This is a genomic window from Streptomyces acidicola, from assembly GCF_009377235.1.
GTDB classification, from domain to species: domain Bacteria; phylum Actinomycetota; class Actinomycetes; order Streptomycetales; family Streptomycetaceae; genus Streptomyces; species Streptomyces acidicola.
In genome coordinates this window covers 1-20,448 of sequence record NZ_VMNX01000171.1, presented here as the reverse complement: position 1 = coordinate 20,448, position 20,448 = coordinate 1, and the positions used below count along the sequence as shown (strand labels likewise).

The 20,448-nt window shown below is 68.2% G+C and carries 13 protein-coding genes; 5 read left to right on the top strand and 8 right to left on the bottom strand.

Translation table 11 applies throughout. From position 1 onward, the window contains the following. Positions 1-44: 44 nt before the first annotated feature. Together FPZ41_RS32855 and FPZ41_RS32850 are read right to left on the bottom strand one after the other, a co-directional pair. Complete coding sequence (locus tag FPZ41_RS32855) at positions 45-2,627, bottom strand: ABC transporter permease (protein ID WP_152867250.1); 2,583 nt, start codon at positions 2,625-2,627, stop codon at positions 45-47. Beyond that, positions 2,624-3,412 carry an ABC transporter ATP-binding protein gene (locus tag FPZ41_RS32850; protein ID WP_322621024.1) on the bottom strand — a complete coding sequence of 263 codons (789 nt, stop codon included), beginning with the start codon at positions 3,410-3,412 and terminating at the stop codon, positions 2,624-2,626. The genes FPZ41_RS32855 and FPZ41_RS32850 overlap by 4 nt, the downstream gene beginning before the upstream one ends. A 567-nt stretch (positions 3,413-3,979) precedes the next feature. Between FPZ41_RS32850 and FPZ41_RS32840 the strand changes: the two genes are divergently transcribed. The 4 genes from FPZ41_RS32840 to FPZ41_RS32820 all read left to right on the top strand — a co-directional run bounded on the left by FPZ41_RS32840 (position 3,980) and on the right by FPZ41_RS32820 (position 7,169). Further along, on the top strand, positions 3,980-5,497 hold the full coding sequence (locus tag FPZ41_RS32840; protein ID WP_152867248.1) for an MFS transporter: 1,518 nt from the start codon (positions 3,980-3,982) through the stop codon (positions 5,495-5,497). A 47-nt stretch (positions 5,498-5,544) separates the two neighbouring features. Beyond that, positions 5,545-5,733 carry a hypothetical protein gene (locus FPZ41_RS32835; protein WP_152867247.1) on the top strand — a complete coding sequence of 63 codons (189 nt, stop codon included), beginning with the start codon at positions 5,545-5,547 and terminating at the stop codon, positions 5,731-5,733. 325 nt (positions 5,734-6,058) lie between these two features. Next, a complete protein-coding gene (locus tag FPZ41_RS32825; protein ID WP_322621022.1) occupies positions 6,059-6,898 on the top strand; it encodes a helix-turn-helix domain-containing protein in 840 nt (279 codons plus the stop codon). After that, a complete protein-coding gene (locus FPZ41_RS32820; protein ID WP_152867244.1) occupies positions 6,870-7,169 on the top strand; it encodes a DUF397 domain-containing protein in 300 nt (99 codons plus the stop codon). The genes FPZ41_RS32825 and FPZ41_RS32820 overlap by 29 nt, the downstream gene beginning before the upstream one ends. On the opposite strand, the gene FPZ41_RS32815 is transcribed toward FPZ41_RS32820, so the two are convergent. The 6 genes from FPZ41_RS32815 to FPZ41_RS32790 all read right to left on the bottom strand — a co-directional run bounded on the left by FPZ41_RS32815 (position 7,141) and on the right by FPZ41_RS32790 (position 20,071). Next, positions 7,141-7,530 carry a hypothetical protein gene (locus tag FPZ41_RS32815; protein ID WP_152867243.1) on the bottom strand — a complete coding sequence of 130 codons (390 nt, stop codon included), beginning with the start codon at positions 7,528-7,530 and terminating at the stop codon, positions 7,141-7,143. The genes FPZ41_RS32820 and FPZ41_RS32815 overlap by 29 nt on opposite strands. Before the next feature lie 127 nt (positions 7,531-7,657). Continuing rightward, the gene (locus FPZ41_RS32810) at positions 7,658-7,987 is read right to left on the bottom strand and encodes a hypothetical protein (RefSeq protein WP_152867242.1); all 330 of its coding nucleotides are present in this window, start codon (positions 7,985-7,987) and stop codon (positions 7,658-7,660) included. Between the two features lie 177 nt (positions 7,988-8,164). Further along, positions 8,165-8,443, bottom strand: coding sequence for a DUF6959 family protein (locus tag FPZ41_RS32805; protein ID WP_152867241.1), 279 nt, complete (start codon positions 8,441-8,443; stop codon positions 8,165-8,167). After that, positions 8,440-15,231 carry a polymorphic toxin-type HINT domain-containing protein gene (locus tag FPZ41_RS32800; RefSeq protein ID WP_322621021.1) on the bottom strand — a complete coding sequence of 2,264 codons (6,792 nt, stop codon included), beginning with the start codon at positions 15,229-15,231 and terminating at the stop codon, positions 8,440-8,442. Before FPZ41_RS32800 ends, FPZ41_RS32805 begins: the two co-directional genes overlap by 4 nt. 184 nt (positions 15,232-15,415) lie before the next feature. Next, positions 15,416-18,967, bottom strand: coding sequence for a LamG-like jellyroll fold domain-containing protein (locus FPZ41_RS32795; protein WP_407698852.1), 3,552 nt, complete (start codon positions 18,965-18,967; stop codon positions 15,416-15,418). A gap of 219 nt (positions 18,968-19,186) precedes the next feature. After that, positions 19,187-20,071, bottom strand: a complete 885-nt coding sequence (locus tag FPZ41_RS32790; RefSeq protein ID WP_152867240.1) for a coiled-coil domain-containing protein — start codon at positions 20,069-20,071, stop codon at positions 19,187-19,189. Positions 20,072-20,252: 181 nt separating this feature from the next. Between FPZ41_RS32790 and FPZ41_RS32785 the strand changes: the two genes are divergently transcribed. Beyond that, positions 20,253-20,448: helix-turn-helix domain-containing protein (locus tag FPZ41_RS32785; protein ID WP_228023137.1), on the top strand; the 196-nt coding region annotated here is incomplete at its 3' end.

Here is a 20,448-nt window from a genome sequence, read left to right as displayed (position 1 = left end):
CCGTTTGCCCCCGTTTTGCCCCCGTTCACGGGAGCCGTCGGCAGCTACTCCGTAGCAATGGCGTTCAGCACGTTCATCCGACCCGCCCGGAACGCCGGGACCAGCGCCGCGAAGAGCCCTACGAACGCGGACCCCAGGAACACCGCCGTGATCGTCGGCCACGGGATGTCCAGGACCTTCAGGCCCTCCAGGGCGAGGAGCTGCTGGGCCGTCGCGCCCCAGCCCATGCCCAGGCCGAGGCCGAGCAGGGCGCCGAAGAGGGCGATCACCACCGACTCCAGGCGGATCATGCGGCGCAGCTGGCGGCGCGAGAGACCGATCGCACGCATCAGGCCGATCTCACGGGTCCGCTCCACCACCGACAGGGCCAGCGTGTTCACGACACCCAGGACCGCGACGATGATCGCCAGGGCCAGCAGACCGTAGATCATGTTCAGGAGCTGGTCGATCTGACCCTTGAGAGCTTCCTTGTAGTCGGTCTGGTCGCGGACCGTGTACTGCGGATAGTCGTCCAGCGCGGCCTTGAGCGACGTGTACGCGGCCGTCTCCTGTCCGTCCTTCGCCGAGGCGAAGAGCAGCTGGTCGAGCGGCATCCTGTCGGCCGGGACGTACTTGGCCATCGTGTCGATGGACGTGTACATCGCGCCCGCGTCGATGACCACGTCACTGCTGGTGATCGCGCGGACCGTCAGCCTGGCCGGGGCACGGCCGTCCTTGAACGCGACCGTGATCGTGGAGCCGAGCCTGATGTCGTGGTCCTTGGCGAACTTCTCGTGGACGGACATCGAGTCCGGCGTGTAGGCGTCCTTGAGGTTCCCGGCGACCGTCTCGGTGCGCAGGTCGGTCGCGTACGTCGGGTCGGCGGCCGTGATCGCGGTGTCCTTGAGCGTCTTGCCGTCGGGCGTGGTGAAGTCGGCCTTAATCCACTTGTACTCGGTGACCCCGGTCAGTTCCTTGGCGGACTTCGCCGCCTTCACGGCCTGCGGCGTGATCAGCTGGCCGCTGTCCGACTGGATGATGAAGTCCGTACCGACCGTCTTGTCCAGCTGGTCCGTCGCCGAGGCCACCATCGAGGAGCCCACCACGGACAGGCACGCGACCAGGGCCAGCCCGATCATGAGCGCGGCGCCGGTCGCACCCGTACGGCGCGGGTTCCGCAGCGCGTTGCGCTCGGCCATCCGCCCGACCGGGCCGAAGATCCGCAGCACCACGGCGCCCAGCACCCGCACCACGGCGCCCGCGAGCACCGGACCGATCACGACGAAGCCGATCAGCGACAGCACCACACCGCCGCCCAGCCACATCGAGCCCTCGCTCGCCTTGTCCGCCTGGGACGCGAGATACAGGCCGTAACCCCCCGCACCCGTCAGCACGAGACCCAGCACGGCCCGTACGGCCCCGGACCTGGCGTCGGCCGGCGCGCCGGAGTCGCGCAGCGCGGCCATCGGGGAGACCTTGCCCGCCCGTCGCGCAGGCAGGTAGGCGGCGAGCACGGTGACCACGATGCCGAGCAGCAGGCCGACCACCGGGGTGGTCCAGGCGATGGTGAGGTCGTCGGTGGACAGGTTCATGCCCGTGGCGCTCATGAGCTTCATCAGGCCGATGGCCAGTCCCACGCCCGCGCCGACACCGAGGACCGAACCGAAGACACCGAGCAGCAGCGCCTCGACGAGCACGGACCGGTTGACCTGGCGTCGCGAGGAGCCTATGGCCCGCATCAGGCCGATCTCACGGGTCCGCTGAGCGACCAGCATCGAGAAGGTGTTGATGATCAGGAAGATGCCGACGAGGAAGGCGATCCCGGCGAAGCCGAGCATGGCGTACTTCATCACGCCCATGAACTCGCCGACGTCCTTGGCGTTGGCATCCGCGACCTCCTTGGCCGTCTGCACCTGGTAGCCGCCGTCCAGCGCCGCGCTGACGTTCTTCTTCAGCTGGGCGTCGCTGAAGCCGGAGGCCGCGGTGACGTTGACGTTGGTGTAGACGCCTTTCTCGCCGAGCAGGGACGCCTGGGCGGTCTTCGTGTCCAGGTAGAAGATCGCGGCACCGGGGTTGGTGACCTGGAACTCGGCGATGCCGGAGATCTTCGCCCGGTGCGTGCCGACGGCCGTGATGACGCCGATCTCGTCGCCGAGCTTCAGGTGGTGCTTGTCGGCGGTGTCCGCGTCGACCATGATCTGCTCCGGCCCGCGCGGTGCCTGCCCGGAGGAGATCTTCATGGTGCGGGCGTCGTTGGCGTTCCAGTTGCCGACGATGGTCGGGGCCCCGCTCGTCGGCGAGAGGCTGTCCTTGTCGCCGTCGACGACGGTCACCGACGTCGAGAACACCGTGCCCTCGGCCGACTTCACGCCGTCCGCCTTGCGCACCTCTCCCAGCACGGACGCGGGCATGACCGGCGGCCTGCCGTTGTCGGACTGGGTCTCACCGGTGTCCGAGGCGCCCTTGGCGCTGACCGTGACGTCGGACGCGGTGGCCGCGAAGAGCTTGTCGAAGGTGGTGCTCATCGTGTCGGTGAACACCAGCGTCCCGCAGACGAAGGCCACCGAGAGCAGGACCGCGACGGCGGACAGCGCCATGCGTCCCTTGTGCGCGAAGAAGTTGCGCATGGAGGTCTTCATGACGGTCATGACGTGCGCCCCCGGGCGTCGAAGTCCTTCATGCGGTCGAGCACGGTGTCGGCGGTCGGCTCGTACATCTCGTCGACGATCCGGCCGTCGGCGAGGTACAGCACCCGGTCCGCGTACGAGGCGGCCACCGGGTCGTGCGTGACCATGACGATGGTCTGCCCGAGTTCGTCGACGGACCGCCGCAGGAAGCCCAGCACCTCGGCACCGGCCCGCGAGTCCAGGTTCCCCGTCGGCTCGTCACCGAAGATGATCTCGGGCCGGGCCGCCAGGGCGCGGGCCACGGCGACGCGCTGCTGCTGGCCGCCCGAGAGCTGGGTGGGCCGGTGCTTGAGCCGGTCGGCGAGCCCGACGGTGTCCACGACCCGCCCCAGCCACGCCTTGTCCGGCTTGCGGCCCGCGATGTCCATGGGCAGCGTGATGTTCTCCAGCGCGTTCAGCGTGGGCAGCAGGTTGAACGCCTGGAAGATGAACCCGATCCGGTCCCGGCGCAGCTTCGTGAGCTTCTTGTCCTTGAGGCCGGTGATCTCGGTCTCGTCCAGATGGATCTGACCGCTGCTCACGGTGTCCAGTCCGGCGAGGCAGTGCATCAGCGTGGACTTGCCGGACCCCGAGGGGCCCATGATCGCGGTGAACTGACCGCGGGCGATGTCCACGTCGACGTGATCGAGGGCGACGACACGGGTCTCACCGGACCCGTACGCCTTCACGACCTGCCGCGCCCGCGCGGCAACGGCCGTAGTCCCTCCAGTACCCCCGTGCCTGGTGATGGTCACAGCCGATGTCACGGTATGTCTCCTATATCTGCCAGCAGATCGAAACGAGCGCTGCTGTGAGCGAAGTGATGCTGATGTGCTGATGTGCTGCTGAAAGCCACGTGCCGATGAAAGCGACGTGCTGATGGATGGTTCGCCCGCCCCGGCGTGGGACCGGTATTCGGCGTGCGGCCGGCGGCCGGTGTCCGGCGTGCGGTACGCCGATGAGTCTGGCCCCCGAGGAGGGTCCGGCGCGCTGGTGCCGGACCCCGTCTCGTCCTGAGGAAAACCCCACCCCCGAACCTGCGGTCCGTACGACCCCCGTACGCCCCGACCGCTCCCCAGCGACGTAAAGCCAGGTTAAGGACGCCCCCTGCCCCGTCTCATCCTCCGGCGGTACGAACCGCCCCCCGGCCGTAGTACGGAGGTACCCCTAAGGGATCTCCCCCGATGGGTGGAGCGCATCTCAGGGTTCGGTCCGCCGACCGGCCCATCCACTAATCCGCCCACCGGTCCGGCCACCGGTCCACTCACCGGTCCCCCCAGCTTCCACCCTCCCGCTACGTGAGGCTCAAGTGGCAAGCTGTGACCGGCCGATAGATGCATAGGGAAAGGACTCCGGTGGGCGAGACGAAACCCGCGATACCCGACACCGCACAGCACACCGGAACCGACCGACGCGGAGCCGTCGTCGCCGCGCTCATGCTGGTCATGGCCCTGGCCGCACTGGACACCACGATCGTGTCGACCGCCGTCCCCCAGATCGTCGGCGACCTCGGCGGCTTCTCCGTCTTCTCCTGGCTCTTCTCGGGCTACCTGCTGGCGGTCACGGTCACGCTCCCCGTCTACGGCAAGCTCTCCGACACCTTCGGCCGCAAACCGGTACTGATCGCCGGAACCGCCGTCTTCCTCCTCGGCTCCCTGCTCTGCGCCCTCGCCTGGAACATGGCGGCCCTCATCGCGTTCCGCATCGTGCAGGGCCTGGGCGGCGGCGCCCTCCAGGGCACGGTGCAGACGCTCGCCGCCGACCTCTATCCGCTGGAGGAGCGCCCGAAGATCTCGGCCAGGATCTCCACGGTGTGGGCGATCTCGGCCGTCGCGGGCCCGGCCCTCGGCGGGGTCCTCGCGGCCTACGCCGACTGGCGGTGGATCTTCCTCATCAACCTGCCGCTCGGCGCGGTGGCGCTCTGGCTCCTGGCCCGCCACCTTCACGAGTCGCAGCGGCAGAAGGGCGGCCCCCGCCCCCGTACCGACTGGGCGGGCGCCCTGACGGTGTTCATCTGCGGGGGCGCTCTGCTGCTGGCGGTGGTGCAGGGAGGGGTGGCGTGGCCGTGGCTGTCCTGGCCCTCCCTCACCCTGCTGGGTACGGGACTTGCCCTGGTCGTGGCCCTGGTGGTCATCGAACGCCGGGCCGCGGAGCCGATCCTCCCCGGCTGGGTGTGGAGACGCCGTACGATCGCGGCGGTGAACCTCGCCCTGGGCGCACTGGGGTTCGTGATGGTGGCCCCGACCGTCTTCCTCCCGACCTACGCACAGTCGGTGCTGGGGCTGGCCCCGATAGCCGCCGGCTTCGTCCTGTCCGTCTGGACACTGAGCTGGCCGGTATCGGCGGCGCTGAGCCAGCACGTGTACCGCAGGATCGGCTTCCGCAACACGGCGATGCTGGGCATCGGCACGGCGACGCTGATCCTGGCCGCCTTCCCGCTGCTGCCGTACCCGGGCGAACCCTGGCAGCCGACCCTGCTCATGCTCCTGCTCGGCGCCGCGCTCGGCCTCTTCCAGCTCCCCCTCCTCGTGGGCGTCCAGTCCACGGTCGGCTGGGCGGAACGCGGCACCGCCACGGCCTCGATCCTCTTCTGCCGCCAGACGGGCCAGACACTGGGCGCGGCGGCCTTCGGCGCCGTCGCCAACGGAGTGCTGGCATCCCGCCTCGGCGGCACCGGCGACCTCGACGCGGTGACCCGCGCCCTCGACTCGGGCGCCGCCTCGGAGCACGTACGGCGAGCGGTGGCGGACGCGGTCCACGCGGTCTACCTGGGTGCGGCGGGGGCGGCGGCGCTGGCATTCCTGGCCCTGCTCCTGCTGGCACCCCGCCGTTTCCCCGTACTCAAGGACTGAGAGGATGACGCGGACCACAACAGGCGAGCCACAACAGAACAAGAGGCATGACCATGCTCGTACTCCTGTCCTGCGTCGTCCTGCTCGCCCTCGCGGGCTGCGTCTGCGTCGTGTGGGCGGCGCGTGGTGGCCCCCGCTGGGTGCGCGCGGTGGCCACCGCGACCCTGGCGGCGGGTGAGATGGTGCGCCGCTCGGGGCGTACGGGACGGAAACAGGGCTCGGACTCGGACGGCTAGACGGGCCTGTCTGCCTTCCTCCCCTTCCTGCCCTTCCCGTCCTCCCCGCCGCACCTGGGGCATTCGCAGGGCGGGAAGCGCCCGGCCGACTCGATCGGCGCGTCCTTGCGCGACGGCAGATAGGTCACTCTCGGTCCCCAGGTACGCCCGCCGTCGCGGGAGACCCGCAGTGTGATGTGCGCCCCGACGATGCCTTGTTCCTGCTGCTCCACGACCACGACCTTCACTTTCTGTGCTGTTGCACTCACAGAGTGACGTCACCATGGATACGCTCGGAAGGTAGCTGAGCGTGACAACGGGGTCCGCACGGAGGGGAGTTGCGTACGTGGCGATCGAGGACAATCCGCGAACTCGGGAGCAGTACGGCCAGGAGCTGAAGCGGCGTCGGGAGGCGGCGGGGCTCACGCAGGAGGAGCTGAGCCAGCGTGCCGTGATGTCGCGCACGCACATCGCTCACATCGAGGCGGGGCGACGCAGGCCGGATCCGGAGGACGCGCGGCGGCTGGATCAGGTGTTGGGGGCGGGTGGGTTCTTCGAGCGGTTTCTGCCGACGCTGGACGGCAAGAAGGTGGCGGAACACTTCAAGGAGGCGCTGGAGTTCGAGGGCAAAGCGAAGGTCATCAAGGAGTACGCGCCCGCCTTGGTGCCGGGCCTCCTGCAGACCAAGGGGTACGCATACGAAGTGTTCGGCTCCGGCTATCCGCGCAAGAGCGACGAGGAACGCGACAAGCTGGTGGCCACACGGCTCGAACGGGCCCGAATCCTCGACAACTTCCACGCCCCGGAACTCCGCTTCCTCCTCGACGAAGCCGTGCTACGGCGCGTTGTCGGCAGTCCAGCCGTGATGTGCGAGCAACTGCGGCACATCTCGGAGTTGGCCGCGAACCGCCGCATCCGCGCACACGTACTCCCCTACTCCGTAGGCGCCCATGCCCTCCAAGCGGGCTTCCTTTCCCTGATGTGGTTCGAGGACCTGCCGCCCATCGCGTACGCGGAAGGCGTGAACAGCGGGCGCATCCTGGAGCTCTCGTCTGCGGTTCACGCATGCCAGGAGCTCTACGATCAGGCGCTGGGCGACGCCTTGTCGCACCGTGAGTCCCTGGACTTGCTCAGGTCCGTCGCGGAGGATTACGAACATGAAGCGCAGCGAGCCGACCATCCCTGATGCCTCGGTGCTGTCCGCCTGGCGCAAGTCGAGTTACAGCGGCGGCAGCAGCGACAACTGTGTGGAGGTCACAGACCCCGCAACGTACGCGACCTGGCGTAAGTCCAGCTACAGCGGCGGCAGCGGCGGCTCCTGCCTCGAAGTCACCGACGCCGCCCTCCCCACCCACATCCCCGTCCGAGACAGCAAGAACCCCACCGGGCCGGCCCTCGTCTTCCCGGCACCGGCCTGGCAGGCGTTCGTCACTTCTCTCGGTCGAACCAGGCCGTAGCCTCCGGCAGGAACAGCAGGACGACGACGGGCACCCCGGCCACGATGCGCAGCGCGGCGTCCACGAACTCTCCGGGCGCCGCCGCGCCGAACGCGTCGTTGAACGCCCCGAAGAGGACGAACACCAGCACCACGATGGTCGTGAGCCGAACCCCGTTGCGCGCGCCACCCCCGTACCTCAGGGCGAGCAGCGCGCACACCCAGACCACGATCCACGGCACCATCAGGTCACCCAGGCCGAAGGACGTCAGGCCGTCCTGCAGGGCAAGGATGACCAGCAGCCCGCTGCATGCCAGGCCGAACAGCAGCAGTTGGGCTGCGCGTACCTGCCGTGGCATGACGACCTCATCGACTTCACACATTGAACTCCACCTTGAAGAAACGCCTCCGAAGAACGCGTTACACACGCGCCGAGTAATCCGGCTGAAACGAGGGAACCGCCGAACTCTGACACTTCTGACCAGGGAAATCGACGGAGCCGACATATGGTCAGTCGCCATCGATATGCAGCTCTGTCGAGGGTTCGGTCGAGCAAATCCTCGCGAGACGAAGAACATCTTCCAGAAGAGTCCGGCCGGACGAGTCGTCGACTCGCGCCCGGACCACCTCGACCTCGGCGATGAACTGCTCCATGTCCGCCCGCGTCAGAATCAGCGACCCGTAGGGATCGACCGTGTTCAGCATCGGCAGGCCGCTGTCCGTGCAGAGGCGGGCGAACCTGTCTGCGCCGTCCACGACCGCGTCGATCAGACTCACTCGGCGCCGCTTCGGGCTGGTGCCCAGCTGGTCCACCCTCATCAGGGCCACATCGACGCCCATCAGGTCCTCCTCACCTGGTTCGCCTCAACCAGATCAAACACAGCCTCTGACCACTTTCTCCCTTTGCCAAACCGAAGCCGCCAGAATGCGAAAATCCTCAGCGGCCGTCGGCCGCGACGCAGATGCCCCGCCGGAAGACCCCGTCGGGGCATCTGCTCACCGAGCGGTTACCACCGCTCAGTCGACGTAGGGCAGGGTGATGCCCGCCCCGGCCAAGGCCTCTTCGTAGACCCCCTTCAGGGACGAAACGACCGTCTGGATCTCCTCCAGTGCGAACTTGGCATCGTCGAGGTCTCCTGAACGGAGATTCTCCGAGAGCTCCTCCACGACTTCGTGAAGGGACTTCAGGGAATCACCCTGCAGCGCGGCCGCAGGGTACCGACGGCCTTCCAGCTGAATCACTGAGTAGTTCCCGGATACAGCCAGCACAGCGGCTGAACTCCTTGACTCGCTCATTGGGCAGCCTCCTTTGGATAGAAGGTGATGAAGGGCCTAGATTCGTCGAGAGGGCCGGTGAAGATGTCCTGCTGTCTTCCGACACCCAAGGTGATGTCTGCCTTGGGCAGCGAGCTGGACACCGAGTGCTTCCTGCGGCTGTTGATTCCAGTGATCACGTAGTCCCAGTCCGACTCGGGGCCGGCCCTTCCGGCTGCCCTGCTCCCGACGACCGAGATCGGCATGCCGATTCGGTCCGCGGCGTTCTGGATCCGCTTGCGCTCGGATCCCGTGAGATTCATCAGGTCCGCACCCGGCCCGACAGCCGGCTGGCACGGTGTCGAGTTGTGGACCAACACTGGCGTGGTTCCGGCCAGCACATAGTACGTATGCAGGTCATCAACCGTGAGGTTGTACGTACGCGCGTGATCGGTGTACGCGCGGTTGCCGGTGACGACGACCGTGTCGCCCTCATCGGTGAGCAGCGCCATGCCCGCCGTGAGGTCGCCCGCCTCGATCCAGATCTGTTCGGACGGGGACCAGAAGGGGTGCTCGTAGGTCGCCGTCAGTTGCTCGATGCCGTCGTCGGTCGCGATCGACAGCTCGTTGAAGCGCTTGTCGTCCTCGGTGATGATCAGGTGCGTGACCTTGCGGGGGCCGGTCTCGCCGGTCTCCGGGTCGGTGGCGAGCACCTCGTCGCCGACCTCGACGTCCTCGATGTCCTTGGTCGAACCGTCGGCCATCTGGACGTCCGTGCCTGCCAGGAAGCACTTCGTGCAGCCGGGCTTCGGTGCCTCGACCTCCTTGGCCGCCTTCTTCCCGCTGTTCTTCACCAGCTTCTTCGCCAGCGCCTTGAAGAGTCCGCCCACGCCGGTGGCCAGGCCGGCCACTTCGGCCGCATCGTCGCCCGAGTCGAACATCTTGGAGCCGGTGTCGGCCCCGTGCTTCTCGACGAAGTTGTCGTAGAGGTCGGTCCCGCCGCTGCAGTCCTCGAACCAGCAGCCTGGGCTGAACTCCGCCATCGCCTCGGCGCCGGCGACGAGGTTGTGTCCCACACCGGCCAGGAAGTCCTTGAAGGACCCCTCGGCGCGCGGGTCGGCGGGCTCGGGCGACCATTGGTTGCATATCCCGCGCTGCGTGTAGAAGATCGGGCAGTCGCCGCTGCCGGCCCTGGGAACGTAGTTGCCGGTACCCAGGCTGCTCATACCGCCGGAGCCGTACGAACCCGACGACCTGGTGCTCAGGTAGTTGACCACCGCGACAACAACCACAGCCACGGCCACGATCAGGCCGATGAGGGAGTCGAAGAACCTGCCGTCGGGGTCGGCGAAGGTGACCGGGTTGTTGTTGCTGTAGGCGTAGCCGTTGATCTGCTGCGGGTCCTTGACGTCGGCCACCGGGTCGACGCTGACGAAGCGGCCGGTCGACGCGTCGTACTCGCGTGCTCCGAGGTGGGTGAGGCCGGTCGGGTCCTCGGTGCCGCCGACGAAGCCCCGTTCGCCGACCCACGCGGTGGCGGCCTGGCCGCGGTCCTCACCGAACGGGGTCATCTGGCGCCGGGTGACCGCCTGGGTGGCGGCGTCGACCTGCACGCTCGCCGTGCCGTTGTGGTCACTGGCGATCCAGGTCAGTCCGGCGGTCGTGCGCATCGCGACGGACTGGCCGCCGTGGGTGTAGTACCGGGTGGCCTCGACCTTGCCGCTGGCCTTGCCGAGGCGCAGCTCGGTCTCGCCCAGGTAGAGGGTGGTGCCGGTGGCGTCCCTGCGGATGAGCCGGTTGCCGTCGGCGTCGTTCAGGTACTGCGTGGTCGTCCTGTCGGCCTCGGTGACCTTCTCCAGGCTGCCCTCGGCGTTGAAGTCGAGGTCCTGCGCCTTGCCGCCGATCGTACGGACGTCGGTGTTGCCCGAGGCGTCGTACGTGTAGCTGGTGCGGCCCGCGGCAGACCCGTCCGCCTTCTTGGTCTCGGTGGAGGCCAGGGCGTGCGGGCGGGGCTGGTCGGCCGTCTTGTAGGTGTAAGCGGTGGCGGCGCCGGTCAGGTGGTCGGTCGCCGTTTTGCGGTTGCCCGCGCTGTCGTAGGTGAACGACTGCCAGTACTTGCCCGGTCCGCCCACGTTCGCCTTGGCGGGCGCGGTGGCGCAGTCGGCCGTGGCGGTCCAGGCGGCCTTCAGACGGCGGTGGCCGTCATAGGTGAAGCACTGCCGGTCGGTGGGGCTGGTGGCCTTGTCCTCGATCTCGACCGGGTTCCCGGCGAGGTCGTAGCGGTAGTAGACGTCCGAGTCCGTGCCCGTGTGGGTTTCGGACACCACGCTCTGGCGGGCCAGGCGCTTGGTGCCGGTCTCGTAGCTCCGGTTGATCTCCGTCCAGTCCGCGGACGACGAGACGCCCAGCGTGGTGCGGATCTGTTCACCGGCGGGCAGGTAGTCCGTGTTCTGGACGATGCCCGTCAGGCCCTTCAAGGTGTCCGGCATCCGCTGCTCGGTGTAGCCGTACTGCAGGACCTCCTGGCCGAGGCCGCCCATCGCGGGGATGGTCCGCTTCTGCAGGGTGCCGTCGACGTTGTAGGCGTTGTTGATGGTCCACACACCATTGGTGCCGGCCAGCGCGCCCTCGGTCTTGCTGATCGTGTACTGCTCGTTCAGGACCCGGTACAGCTTGTCGTACTTGGCGTTGGTCAGAGCGTACAAGTCACCGGACTTGCCGCCCACGTAGCGGATGGCGGAGGTCAGCCGTCCCTTGGCGATCGAGTCGTACGTCCAGCGGGCGAGGTACTTGGAGTCCTCGGGAGCCGGAGCGCCGTTCACCACGGGCACCCTGCCGTCGAGCTTGCCCGTCGTCCGGCCGAGCAGGTCGTAGGTGAAGCCGATCGTCTTCTTACGGGCGTCCGTTGCCGCCACGACCTGGTCGAGTTCGTTGTAATCGGAGGAACTGGCGCCGGCGTCGGGGTCGCTGACGCTGGTGCGACGGCCCAGGAAGTCGTAGCCGTACGACCAGGTGTTGCCGTCGTTGTCCTTGACCTCGTCGAGCCGGTCGGCGTGGTCGTAGCCGTAGGTGAGGCGGGTGAAGTCGGTGCCCGCCTTGTTTCCGTCGTACTCCAGCTTCTCGACGAGCCGCCCGCGCGCGTCCGCCTTCTCCCGCACGGCCGGTGCACCGGCGGGCGGTTCCACGAGGGTGGAGTCACCGTTGTAGGTGTGCGTGGTGCGGGAGAACTCCTTGCCGTTGGTGAGGACCTTCTCGGTCGTCGGACGCCCGGCTCCGTCGTACACCGTCTCCGAGCCCGCGGGAGGCGCGGTCAGCAGATCGGCGAGCCTGCCCGAGGGTGCGGTGGTGTCGACGTAGTCGGCCGAGGTCGAGACCTCGAGTCCACGCGTGTCGTACTTGGTCTCGGTGACGATGCGGCCCGTGCCGGTCGCGGCGGGAGCCTGGGTCTGGCGCAGGCGCAGGAGCGAGTCGTAGATGGCGTACTCGGTCCGGTACGACGTGCCGTCGTTGTTCAGCGACTTGGTGGCGACCCACGACGCGGCCGTGTCCTGCACCTTGTACTCGAACTTGTGCGTGGAAGCCTGCCCGGCGGCCCGGTCGCGGTCGGCGAGCCACACGTCGGTGAGGCGGCCGAGACCGTCGTACGCCAACTCCGTGCGGTTGCCGTTGGGGTCGGTCGTGGCGGTGCGCACGCCCCAGTCGGGGGCGAACTCGGTGGTCGTGGAGTGATCGAGGGCGTTGGTCTCGGTCTGCTTCGTCAGCGGACCGCCGGCGGCCGGGGTGTACTCCGCGTGCAGCGTCCGCGTGCCCTTGGTGTCCCAGCTGTCCGTGAGCCGCCCCAGAGCGTCGTACTTGGCGGTGGTGACCGTCTGGAGCACTGCGGTGCCGTCGGCCTTGTAGTCCGTGACCCGCTCCTCGCGGGTCGCGTCCCCCTTCGTCGGCGCCTTCCCGTACGCCTGGCCGTCGTACGACGTGCGCACGTCCGAGATCACATCCGTGGTCTTCGGGTCACCCGTGCGCTTCGGTGTCGCGTCGCACCCGGCGGACACCTTCTCCACTCGCCCCGGCAGGGACAGGATCCACGCCGAGGTGTTGGTGGCGTACTCGGTGACCGTGCAGTCCTTGTCGCCTGCCGCCTCCGTCTCCTCCTTCACGGGCAGACCGCTGGTCGGGTCGTACGTCGTCCTCTTGGTCGCCGTCAGCGCGGTGCCGCCCGACACCGCCGTGCGGGTCACCGAGGAGCCGGTGCGGACCATGTACGCGTTGACGGTGCCGTAGGAATGCTTGTCGGTGGCGGTGGTCCGTGACCAAGGGGTGTTGACCGTCGCCGACACCTCGGGTCCGTTCACGCCGTTGTAGGTGATCTGCTCGCGCAGTTGGCCCGCGAACTGCTCGGAGTCGGTCTTCGCCACTCCTGTGGAGTCGGTGACGGACTCCTTGCGGGTGGAGTCGTCGGACTGCTTGTCGCCGTCCATGCCCCGGTAGTAGAGCGCTGTCGTCTTCGACCGGGTGCCTGCGGGCTCACCGGTGGTCGTGGTCACCTTCTGATACCCGCGCCAGATGTTCCACGTGCGGTACTTGGCGGGCGTGATGGGTGACTCGTCGTCGTACGCCCACGCGCCGTCCTCGCTGTAGGTGTAGTCCGTCTGCTTGAGCGGGGCGTCGCCGAACGGGTCGGACTCGGTGACCTGCGTGACGACGTACTTGTGGAACCAGTCGGTGCGGGGTTTCGGGTCCGTACCCGGAGTCGGGTTGGACGGCGGGATCCACTTCACCGGGTAGCAGCGGCGGGTGTTCGCGTCCGCCTTGGAGGGGACGTCCGATCCCGCGACGCAGTCCTCCTTGGAGTAGTTCACCGTCAGCTTGGAGCCGGTCTCCGAAGTGACCGTGCGTACACGCCACTTGATGAAGGGGGCCACGTCGTCGCCGGTCTTGTCCACGCGGTTGTGCAACTGGATGCCGCTGAACTTCACCGCGGGAAGCGAGGCATCTGTGCCCACCTTGCCCGTGCGCTGGATCGACTTCAGCCACAGGCCCGCGTCCGAGCCGTCGCCCGGGTCGGGGAACGACTGGTCCAGTTGCCAGGTGTTGACACTGCGGTAGTCACTGTCCGCGCCGGTGCCGGAGCCCTTGTACACCTGCGTCGTGACGTCCGTCAGGCGCTTGCGGGTGAAGAAGGACGGGCTGGGCTGGTCGGTGCAGGACGTGTCGGCCTTGCAGATCTGGTCGAACGGGACGTCTGGCCAGGCGTTGCGGTTGGACGAGGTCAGCGAGCCGCACGTCTCTCCGCCGGAGACCGGCAGGCAGCGCTCGGCGACCGTGAACGTCACCCGGGCCGCGGCCGGCTGGGTCGTGGAGAAGATCGTGTCCGTGCGCTGACCGTAGTCGATGCGCTTGAGCCAGCCGCCGCGCGTGTACGCGGTGCCGTTGCCGGTCGTGCCGTTCTTGGCGTAGTGGTTGGTCTCCTTGGTGTACCAGTACGTCATGACGTTGCCGTGCGGGTCCACGACGTAGTCGAGGTTCCATCGCCAGGCCTGCGTCTTGGCGCGGCCGGAGAAGGAGTCGCCGGAGGAGTATCCGGGCTCGCCCGAGTCGTCGCCGAAGACCGGGACCGTCCACACCGAGTTGGTGACCGGCTCGCCTGAACTCCAGCCCGGGAGGCGGTTCTTGCCGAAGATGTACTGGGTGCCGTCGGTCCCTGTGACCGTCCAGAACTCGCCCTTGTCGCCGTTCTCGCCGGTGTCACCGTCGTCGCCGTTGACGGCACCGGTCCCCCGGACGACGCGCTCTCCGTCGTCGCTCTTGGGGCGCCACTCGCCGTCGGAGCCCTTCACCAGGGGCGTCGACTTGCCGTTGAGGACGAGGGAGGCGTTGTCCTCCTTCCAGCACAGGTCGTACTTCTTGTCCTGGCCGTCGTCCTCACAACTGCCGTACGCCCGCTCGATGTACGACACGGGGAGGTCGAAACCCTCGCCGATCCACGACGGCTGCGCGCTGGTCGACGAGGTGCGGCCGTCCACGCTCTGCGCGGAGTAGCCGATGGACAGGTTCGGGGACGGACCCGCCGGGGCGGGCGGGGTCTCCAGCGGATAGTTCCAGGTGAAGTCACCGTTCGAGCCTCCTGCCTGCCAGGTGGAGGAGGCCGCCAGTGGAGTGGCCTCGTAGGTGCCCTGGTCGGAGGAGGCCGCGGCGGACAGGGCCAGCACCATCGGTGCACTTCGGACGCTGACCTGCGCGGTCACCGTCTCCTTCTCGGCGTCGTTCTCCGAGGCCACTGGCGTGGTCCTGCGGCACTCCGCCTTCTCGGGCGTGGTCAGCGCGCACTCGGGCAGGCGTATGAGCCTCAGGCGCGAGGACCAGTTGCCGCTGTAGGCGTCGGCGAAGGAGCTGTAATCGACGGTGGTTCCGAGGCTCGCGGCTGCGGTGTCGCCGTCGGCGCGCGCGACCGTGAACACCAGGCCGTCGATGCCCAGACGGCCGGTGGCCTTGCGGTCGAGGACGCGGACCTGGGCTTCCTCGGGAGCCTCGGCAGATTTCGCGCGCGGCTGTGCCAGCGTGATGGGCACGCCGGAGGCCTTCACCGCCTTCCTTGTGCCCTGCGGGAGTTCGACCGTCAACGCCGACGCGCTGGGCCACTCCACCTTGGCCCGGGCCTTTGCGAGCGTCTCCCTCGTCGCGGCGACCGTCGGGTCGTGGACCTTGGTGAGCTTGGGGTCGAAGGGCTCGGCCTTGCCGTACCTGGTCTTCTGCAGGGCCGTGTGCTCGCGGTCCCGCTCGGCTGCCTGCACCGGTGCGGCGCTCAGCAGACCGGCGACGACGGCCGACGACACGGGCAGAACGATGGTGGCGAGACGCCGGCGGCTCGCTCTGCTCCATGCCCATCTTCTGGGCAGCAGTGAGCTGTTCCTGGACAACACTGGGGGGGTTCTCCCGGATTCTGAGATGTGGGGGCGTGCCGGGCTCGTGGCCCGGCACGCCGCTGAGGAAGAGAAGTGAGCGGGTTACTCGATCGGGTTACTCGACTGGAACCGGCGGCTCGTCCACGGTGGCGAGCCGGGTGATCTCCTCCTCGGAGAGCACACCCGCGTACACCCGCAGGTCGTCGAGCTGGCCGGGCAGGGCGTTGCCCCACTCCCCGTTGTCGTGACGACGCGCGCCGCCGACCATCAGAGGACCGGTGGGCTGGAAGGTGTCCTCACTGAGAACGCCGTCCTCGTCGCCCTGCCTCTGTCCCGAGACATAGAGCTTGACGGACTTGTTCACCGAGTCGAAGACAGCGGTCACGTGCACCCAGCCGCCGGGGGCGTTGACCTCGTCCGATACGACCGTGGCGGCGGGTCCGCCCAGGACGTCCGTCTCGTACCGGCCGAAGTTCCAGTCGCCGATGGAGTCGCCGGCCTCCTGGCGGTACCAGAGACGGAAGGAGTTCCGCTCGGCGCCTGGGTGTGCGAAGACGGTCGGCGAGTGCGCCGTGGTCGTGTCCTCCAGCTTCGACTGGGCAGCCAGGTTCACCCAGCCGGCCAGGGTGTAGCTGCCGGACTCGTCCAGCGCCACGGGCGAGGTGGCCCGGCCCAGTCGCTCGGCGTCGAGTTCCAGCACGTTGCCGTGTGCCGGGTCGTCCGTCGGGGCGAAAGCCGCGCCCGTCTGGAGCTGGAGTGCGTTGCCCCGGCCGGTCGCGTCCGCCGCGGTGGTGCCGGAGGTCTCGTCGAACGCCCAGTTGGCGAGCAACGTGGCCTCGGTCCGTCCGGTCGTCGGGTTCTCGGCGTTCGCGATCGGCTCCAGCTCGTTCTCGAACACCACGCGATTCCATACCTGGACCTGGTCGAGGACGCCCTCGAAATAGTCCGTGTAGGCGCCGGCCGCCTTCATCCGGCCGACCTCGAAGGCCCCCTTCGCCGACCAGGGCGTCGTGAACTCCGTCGCCGCCTGGAGCTGTCCGTTGACGTAGAGGCGGATCTGCTTCTTGTTGTTGTCGTACACGCCCATCAGATGGGTCCACGCGCCCACGACCGGCGGCTTCTTGGACAATGCACGGATGATCGTCGGGTCGTCGGTGTCGGCCGCGTAGCGGTTGAAGACCCAACGGTCGTACGACTGCGAGTAGTAGATCTGGAAGCCGCCCGCCCGCGTGCCGCTCTGGGTGACCACGGTGGAAACATGGTCCTTGGCGGTCAGCCGTGCCCAGGCGGAGACGGTGAAGCTGTTCGTGGTGTCCAGGACCGCAGCGGCCGTCGTCCCGGAGACATTGCTGCCGTTACCGCGCAGGCCACCGCCCAGCCGGGCCTTGTCCGTCCAGGACGACGAGGTCAGTTTCAGCGGCCGGTCCGTGCCTGAACTGTCCGCGGCGGTGGTCCCGTTGCCGTCGTCGAGCGCCCAGCGCGCCACCGGATCGGAGCCCTTGGCCACCTTGAACAGGTAGTCGTAGTGGGCGCTGGGATTGCCCGCCCCGTCGAAGGTCTGCACCCGCAGGGTGTTGGTCAGCCGCTTGTCGGGGGCCGCCTCGATCTCGTAGGTCGGGGTGTTGGCCGTGAAGGTCTTGCTGCCGAGCTTGGCTCCGTTGAGCCACCAGTCGTAGCGGCGTACGTCACTGGCGCCTGCCTCGACCTTGAAGCCTGCGGTCATGCCGACACTGCCCAGCGCCGGGTCGGCGGTGTCGCAGGTCGTGCCCGCGCACTCCTTGTACACCGTCGAGGACACCTTCGGTACGGGCGGGCCGTTGGAGTCGGCCTTGAAGTAGCAGTAGCCCGACCAGGGGCCGAACAGCGAGTGGGTGTCGCCTTTCCACGTGTACCGGTACTCGGTGCGGGCGCGGAATTTGTAGGTGACGTTCTGGTCCAGGGTCGATGTGACCGCCGTTCCGGCCGTACCGCTGTCCGTCCACGTGGACGGCTTCAGTGAGGTCGGGGTGGTACTGCTGCCCTTGTACAGCTCGAAGTTGGGGCGCAGCGAGGCGTTGGAGCCGTCGCTCGACGTCGGCGTCGCCGTCAGCCTCGGTGTGGTGTCGCGGATCAGCGCCGGCGAGGAGGAGGCCGAGCAGGACACCTTGGGGTCGGACATCTTCACCGACGACGGCTTGCTGTTCGGCGGGGTCACGTAGGTGATCGACAGCCGGGGCTTGCGCGAGGAGGTGGCGTCCGGGTCGAGCGGGGACATGAACTGCTTCCACGCGATCGGGTCGGACTCACTGGCGCGCAGGCCGAGTGTGGTGAGCGTGTCCTTCGCCTTCGCGGTGTACGCGACGGCCGCGGTGGCGTCGAACTCGACATCGCCGTCCGGGCACGAGGAGGAGTGGCCCTTGGCGGCCGAGACGGTGTCCACCTTCGCATGCCACTTCGGCGGCTTGGTGCTCCACGTCGTCGACGAGGAGATCTGGCTCGTGCGGTACAGGTCGATGTTCTTCTTGTCGCAGTTCGCCGACCAGATCTCGTACGCGGTGAATGTCGCGTTCAGGATCTTCTTGCCGGCCACCCTGCGCGTGTCGAACTGGAAGAGCGAGCGCGCCTTCTTGTTGTCCACGTACGCGTCGTAGCCCACGCCGAGTGCGTGCTTGGTCTTCCAGAAACTGGTACCGGGCGAGTTGGACCACAGGGTCGTCCAGCCCGTCAGGGTCGCCTTCACCGCGGGTGGGTCGAGGACGACGGGGTACGCAGTGGCGCTGCTGGCAAGGAAGTCCTGGTCCGGGACGATGGAGAGAGCGTCGTCCGTGACAGTCGTGCTCATGACAGCCGTACGGGATCGGGAACCGGCGCTGAGGGTGTCGGCCACGGCGTCGGCGGAGGACGCAGACCTCATGGCCGTCGTCGCCGCGCCCACGGCCTTCGTCGTGTTCGTGCCAGTGCCCGCGTCCCACATCAGTGCCGAGCCACTGGAGATCACGGCGTACCCCGAGCCGTCGACGAACGTGGCGGCGCCCGAGTCGTCGGCGCGCACGGACAGCCCCCGGGCCTCGACGGGGAAACTCACCTTCCGTAAAGCGGGGTTGGCGGCGGCCTCACGCGTGTGGACCACCAAGTGGTATGTGAACCCGTCAGGGTGCGCCTGCACAGCGAGGTCCACATCGGGCAGTACGGACCGGTACACAGCCGACGAGCCGTCGATCTCCGGCTTCGGCAGCGTCCACGGCGAGGACACCGCGTACTCCCTGCCCCCGGTCACCATCCGGGCCAGCGGTACGTCGCTGTCACCACCGCCCGAGAACCGGATGTCCTCGGCCGCGCGGGGCGCGAGGCTGCCGTCCGGCTGCGCGACGAGCGTCGTGTCGACGGCGGTCCACTCGCCGCCCTTGAGGACCCGCTCGGGTGACGTCGTCGTCTCGGCCGTGAAGGTCCCGTCCGGATTGGCGACCACCCGGCTGGTCGCCGAGGTCAAACCGTCCACTTCGACGTACTTCCCGGACTCGACCGCCTTCTTCGAGGCTTTCTCCTCGGCTGTGACGGTCGGCAGCCCGTCGTCCTCCCAGTAAGCCTTGCCGCGCGCCTCCTCATCGGCTGACGCACCGGAACCCCCCGCGTCTGCGTCGGCCGCCTGGACCGGGACGGCCTGTAAGCCACCCGCCAACGCCAACACGGCCGAGGCAACGGCCACTGCCCCGCGCACGGCTCTTGAGCGACTGCTTGGTCGCACCTTCCCCCCTGCATTCTTATTTTTTTGTTACTTCTTGGTCGAGGAGAGGCTAACCATTGGGGCCCTGTTGACCAAGTGGGTTTCGTGAGGCTCTCATCACGCTATGCACACACTCAGTTCACGGGGGTCACACGAACTGATCAACGGGCCGCCCCGCTGCTCCTACTCCGTCGGCGCCCGCCCCGTGAGCGCCGCCAGGCTGTTGCGTACGTGGTCCATGTGGGCCTGCACCGTGTCCCATTGCTCGGCGTGTTCGCGCAGCACACGTTCCGTGTCGCGGATGATGCGGTCCTCCTGGACGCGGGCCTCGGCGATCAGTTCGGCGGCACGGGCCTCGGCGTCCGCCTGCATGCGGGCGTCGGACTCCTCGGCCTCGGCGATGGTGCGCGTCGCCTCGGAGAGGACGGCCTCGGCGCGGACCACCCGTTCGCCGTGCCGCGCGTCGAGGACGGCCTCGCGTTCGGCCAACTCGCGGTCCATCTCCACGCACCGGTCGGCGTACTCCCTCTCGCGCTCGGCGAGCACGCCATCGGTCCGCTGCCGTACCTCCCGCAGCGCGGCCAGCGCCTCACCCCGGCGCTCCTTCACCTCCACCCGTGCCTCGATCCGCAGGTCGTCCGCCTCGGCGCGCGCCGCGAGCAGCCGCTGCCGGACCCGCTCCTCGGCCTCGTCGCGCACCTCGTCGGCGTACGCCTGCGCGGCCTGCAGCGCCCCGCGCCCCTCCGCCTCCGCCTCATCGGTGATCGTGAGGGCGTCCTGACGGCCACCCTCACGCACCGCCTCCGCCTCCTGCGCGCCCAGCTCGAACAACTGCCGGGCCCCCTCACCGAGCGCCTCGTACGTCTGCGGAGCCAGTCGCGCCACGGCCTCCCGCAGCCGCTCCGCCTCCGCCTCCATCTCCTTGGCCAGCACGGTCAACCGCGCGGCCCGCTCCCACGCCGCGTCACGGTCCTGCGAGAGGGCAGCCGTGTACGCGTCGACCTGGTCGGGACGGTAGCCGCGCCGTACGACCGCGAATTCGTCCGGCGACACCGATGCGCTGCTCATCCTGGAACCCTCTCGCCCTCTCGAATGATTTCGCGCATATCTTGATTGATCAGACGTAAGGGCTCATAACGCGACACTCCAGGTGTAAGTAACGGTCGTCGTTCCCACACGAAAGGGCCGGGCCCGGTCGTATGACCTTGGGTTCTAGGAGTCGTTGCAACACCCCAGTTCAAGGGGTGGCATGGACTTCGAGATTCGCAGGATTCGGACAGCTCAGGGGCCCGTGAAGCTGAGTCGGGAGCGGGCGGCGTACTCCCGGCTCGTGCAGCAGGGCTACAGCAACAAGGAAGCCTGCCGGCTCGTCGGTGTCGACGAACGGACCGGCAGGAAGTGGCGTAACGGCCGCAGTGCCGACCGCAGGCAGAAGGCGGCACCAC